Annotated in this window: 3 protein-coding genes; all 3 read left to right on the plus strand. The window is 67.8% G+C overall.

The genetic code is table 11. The features are described from left to right. The first annotated feature begins 105 nt into the window (after positions 1 to 105). The 3 genes from ACY5KJ_RS14360 to ACY5KJ_RS14370 all read left to right on the plus strand — a co-directional run bounded on the left by ACY5KJ_RS14360 (position 106) and on the right by ACY5KJ_RS14370 (position 3,853). The gene (locus ACY5KJ_RS14360) at positions 106 to 2,004 is read left to right on the plus strand and encodes a phosphatidylglycerol lysyltransferase domain-containing protein (RefSeq protein ID WP_462203575.1); all 1,899 of its coding nucleotides are present in this window, start codon (positions 106 to 108) and stop codon (positions 2,002 to 2,004) included. Between the two features lie 502 nt (positions 2,005 to 2,506). Further along, complete coding sequence (locus tag ACY5KJ_RS14365; RefSeq protein WP_462188208.1) at positions 2,507 to 2,911, plus strand: hypothetical protein; 405 nt, start codon at positions 2,507 to 2,509, stop codon at positions 2,909 to 2,911. A gap of 264 nt (positions 2,912 to 3,175) precedes the next feature. Continuing rightward, complete coding sequence (locus tag ACY5KJ_RS14370) at positions 3,176 to 3,853, plus strand: Crp/Fnr family transcriptional regulator (RefSeq protein ID WP_462188209.1); 678 nt, start codon at positions 3,176 to 3,178, stop codon at positions 3,851 to 3,853. The last annotated feature ends 604 nt before the right edge of the window (positions 3,854 to 4,457 follow it).

The following is a 4,457-nucleotide window of genomic DNA, read 5'->3' on the forward strand; positions in this document are numbered from 1 at the left end:
CCGCGTGCCCTGTCGGCCTCGGCGGCGTCATCGGCCTCACCGGCGTCGTCGGCCCCGCCGCTGACGACACCACCCGGCGCCCGTTCCGGCAGGAAGAGCAGCAGGATGCCCGTGCTGCCCCCCTGGAAACGGCCGTGGGCGCCTCGGGCCGCTGCGCTGCTGGCCCTGGTTGTCGGCCTGGTCGACGTCGTCTCCGCGGTCACCCCGGAGTGGCGCTCCGGCCTGGAGGACCTGCGAGTGCTCCTGCCCCCTGCAGCCTCCCAGCAGGCCGCCGCGTTTACCGTCGTCGTCGGCATGCTGCTCGTGCTGCTGACGCCGGGGCTGCGCCGCCGCAAGCGGCGGGCCTGGCGGGCCGTGGTGGTCCTGCTCGGCGTGAGCATCGTGCTCCACGTTGCCAAGGGTCTGGACTACGAGGAGGCGGCCGGATCGGCCGCGCTGCTTATCGCCCTGCTGCTGGTTCACGGGGAGTTCCGGGCCAAGGGCGACCCGTCGACGCGTTGGCGGGCGCTCGGCGTCGGCCTGCTGCTCACCGTCGTCTCGATCGGGATCGGGTTCCTGCTGCTCTATCTGCGCCAGGACCGGATCGTCGGCTCGCATTCGCTGTCCGCTCAGTTCGAACAGATCGTCGAGGGACTCGTCGGGATCCCCGGTCCGCTGCGGTTCACCTCCGACCGGTTCTCCGACCTCGCCGCCCGCGTGCTGCTGACGATGGGCCTGTTGACCATCGTGACCACCGGCTACCTCGCGCTGCGACCGCCCGAGCCCCGGCCCCGGCTGACCGACTCCGACGAGGAACGGATACGTGCCCTGCTGGCCCGGCATGGCAAGGCCGACTCGCTGGGATACTTCGCGCTGCGGTCGGACAAGTCGGTGATCTGGTCACCGACCGGCAAGGCCTGCGTGGCCTACCGGGTGGTCTCCGGCGTGATGCTGGCCAGCGGAGACCCGCTCGGTGACCGGGAGGCTTGGCCGGGGGCCATCAGGGAGTTCCTGCGCGAGGCGGCCGACCATGCGTGGATGCCGGCGGTCCTCGGCTGCTCGGAGGCGGGTGGCTTCGCCTGGACCCGCGCCGGTCTGTGCGCGCTGGAATTTGGTGACGAGGCCATCGTCGACACGGCGTCGTTCACGCTGGAGGGCCGGGCGATGCGTAACGTTCGCCAGGCGGTCGCCCGGGTGGAACGCGCCGGCTACACTGCGGTCGCGCGGCGGGTCGGCGATCTCGCGCCGGCCGACCTCGCCCAGCTGAAGGCACAGGCCGCGGCCTGGCGGGGTACCCAGACGGAACGGGGCTTCTCGATGGCGCTCGGCCGCCTCGGCGGCGGCGCGGACGGCGACTGCGTGGCCGTGATGGCCTTCTCCCATGATGCGGGCCCCCGCGACGCGGACGACCCGGTGAACGGTGCTCCGGGTCACCCGGCGAACGACACGACGAGCGGAACCGGGGACGACGCGTCGCATGCCGGCGCGGCCGGCACCGAGCCCCGGCTGCGCGCCCTGCTGCACTTCGTGCCGTGGGGACCCAACGGCCTGTCGCTGGACGCGATGACGCGGGACCGGACCGCCGACAACGGGCTGAACGAGTTCCTCATCGTCAGCGCCCTGCGCCAGGCCCGCGAGCTGGGCGTCGAACGGCTGTCGCTGAACTTCGCGTTCTTCCGGTCCGCGCTCGAACGCGGCGAGCGCCTGGGCGCCGGGCCGGTCATCCGCTGTTGGCGTTCCCTGTTAATATTCTTGTCCCGCTGGTTCCAAATCGATAGCTTGTACCGGTTCAACGCCAAATTCCAACCCACCTGGCAGCCCCGTTACATCTGCTACTCCGCCAGTTCCGAGCTACCACGGATCGCCCTGGCGATGCTCGAAGCCGAGGCCTTCCTGGTCTGGCCCCGCTGGCGCGACCATCTGTCCGGGTTATCCCGGCTGTCCCGGCTGTCCCGGTCCGGGACGGCCGGCATCCATCACCGTGTCCGAAGAAAGGACACCTCGACCGGCACTGGGCCAGGCTGACCGGATCTTCGCCGGAATGTCCTTCGGCGTGTTCTGCGCGCTGAACCTCGGGCTACGCCACCGTGACTTCGGCGTGTGGCGTCCGGTGCTTCGAGAGAGTCTGCGGTGGGCGGTGCCGTCCGACGTCCGCAAAGGTGGCGTGCCCACTGTCTTGCGCTGATCCCCGCTGCTGGTCCCAGAGTGGATTTCCGGGGTCAAATCGGTGCGATCCAGGCGATGTTCCTCGGTTCTTGATCTGCATTTTTAGTGTGTGCCGCTGATCCGAAACGCCGACGGTAGCGGGCATGATGGTGGCGGCGTCCTGGATGTCCGGTGCCACCACGGTCTGCTCGTCCAGTGCTCCATCGCAGAGCCTTCCTGTCTCATCGAACCGCCAAAAAGGGCCTCATCATGTCATTAAAGGGAAGATCCTCCTTCTGACTCTGGTGTAGGCAGCAACATTCTCAATCGCGGCTGGTTGCAACCGTGACCAGTTGTTCCTTTGACGGAAGAGGAGCCAAGCGTGGCAAGTGTGATCGACGGCATCTACCGGATCAGCATCGCCGGGCAGCAGACCCTCACCGACGTGGGCGGGGGCAACCTCGTCCTTCTGCCCGACGGCGACGGCGACGGGCAGGTGTGGCAGGTGCAGCGCGCCGACGACGACACCTACACGATCCGCAAGCCGTCCGGCGGGGCTTTTGTGGGCTTCGATGGTGACCCGGACGCGTTCGAGCGGGTACGTGTGCTCCCGGAGCCGCGTGAATGGAAGATCGCCGCTGGCCCCCAGTCGGGTACCTTCACCATCGGTGTCCCGGACAATGAACTGACCCTGGGGCTTCACCCGGCGCTCATCTACCCGCCGCTGGTTGCCCTGTCACCCATCTTCAGCGAGGATAGGGGCTGGATTTTCGAGGGCGTCGAGTAGTCGAGTAACCCGTTCACCCGGGTCCCGGCCCGGCCGGTGAACGAGGCCCTGCGCCGATGGCACGGGAGCCGGGCGCCGTGCCGCGGATGGCAGCAGTTCGACCATCCGCGGCACGGCACGGCACATCGGCACATCGCGGCCGAGAGCAAACCGGGCGAACCGGATAGAAAGGATTGATCGGACAAGACCGCTGGTCGGTCACCTCAGCCGCATCCTCTCGGTGGCGGCGCCGAATGCGGGTCCGATCCGCGATACTTCTGTGGGATGACCGATTCTGTCCGGCCTGCCCGGCGGGGAATGCAGGCGATCCTCGGCGACCGTCTCTGGCAGGCGTTGTTGTCATGCGGTTCCCGGTGCCATTTCCGGTCGCGGCAGATGCTGCTGCGTCAGGGCGATCCAGATGATTTCCTGTTTCTGCTGACCACCGGCCGGGTGAAGGTGGTGCGCATGGACGCGGAGGGCTCGGCCCTCCTGCTGGCGCTGCGCTCGCCCGGGGACATGATCGGTGAGATGGCGCGAATCGGAACCGGACGCACCGCCACGGTGCAGGCGATCGATCGATGCGAGGCGCATCGGGTCTCCGCCGCCATGCTCGACTCCTTCCTGCGGCGGCACGGCGTTCAGGGATCGCTCGCTGACTACGTGGTGAGCAAGCTGTCCGAAACGGTTCCCTACCAGCATCAGCTCGTGCATTTCTCGCCGCGGCAGCGGGTCGTCCGCCTGCTGTTGGAACTGGTCGCCCTCGCCGGACCGGAGCTGCCCGATCCGATGCGGGTGCCGTTCTCGCTCGATGCCGTCGCGGAGTCCCTGGGACTCGCCCGGAGCACGGTGGCCGCACACGTGGCGGCATTGCGAGAGGAACAGGTGCTGCGGCCGGGGCCACGGCTCGCGGTGGCGGACATCTCCCGGTTGCGGGCCGAGGTGGGCATCACGACCGGCTGAGCATGCCGGTCTGGCCCGTGGACTCCAGGTCGTCCGCTGGCTCTCCGTTGACGGGAGCCGGTGGGCCGACGAGATGTGGTCCGTGCCACTGTTGAACCGTCCGTCGATGGACGTTTTTGTCGCTCTTCCGCCGCGACGCTGAAGAACACGGGCACGACATCCGTGCTCTCCCGCGAACGCGAAGGATTCAGCGATGGCCTCTACAGGCTTCCGCATTCCGCACCTCCCCTTCCGGTGGGTGTATAGGGGTTGGAATCCCGCCTTCAGGCAGGGGAGAACGTCAAATGTGCCATCCCCTCTTCATCCCAGAAAGACTATGTTCCGTAGTCGGCTGATCGTCGAAGCCGGCCGATGATCCGTTTGCGGACCTCGTCGAGCACACTAGTCTCTGTTGCTGATGGTAGCGATTCACTCTCTCTCGGTTCTGGAGGAAGTGTGGACAAGTCCGTGAGGCGGAAAGCCGCGGTTGTCGCGGTGTCTACGGCGGCGGCAGTGTTCGTCACCGTGGGGCCGGCGGCTACGAGCGCGCTGGCGTCGAGCTATCTCGGTGGCCCGGTGGATGAAAAGATCGCCAAGGATCACTGGGACCGTTGGGACGGTAAGG

The organism is Frankia sp. CcWB3, from assembly GCF_977927595.1.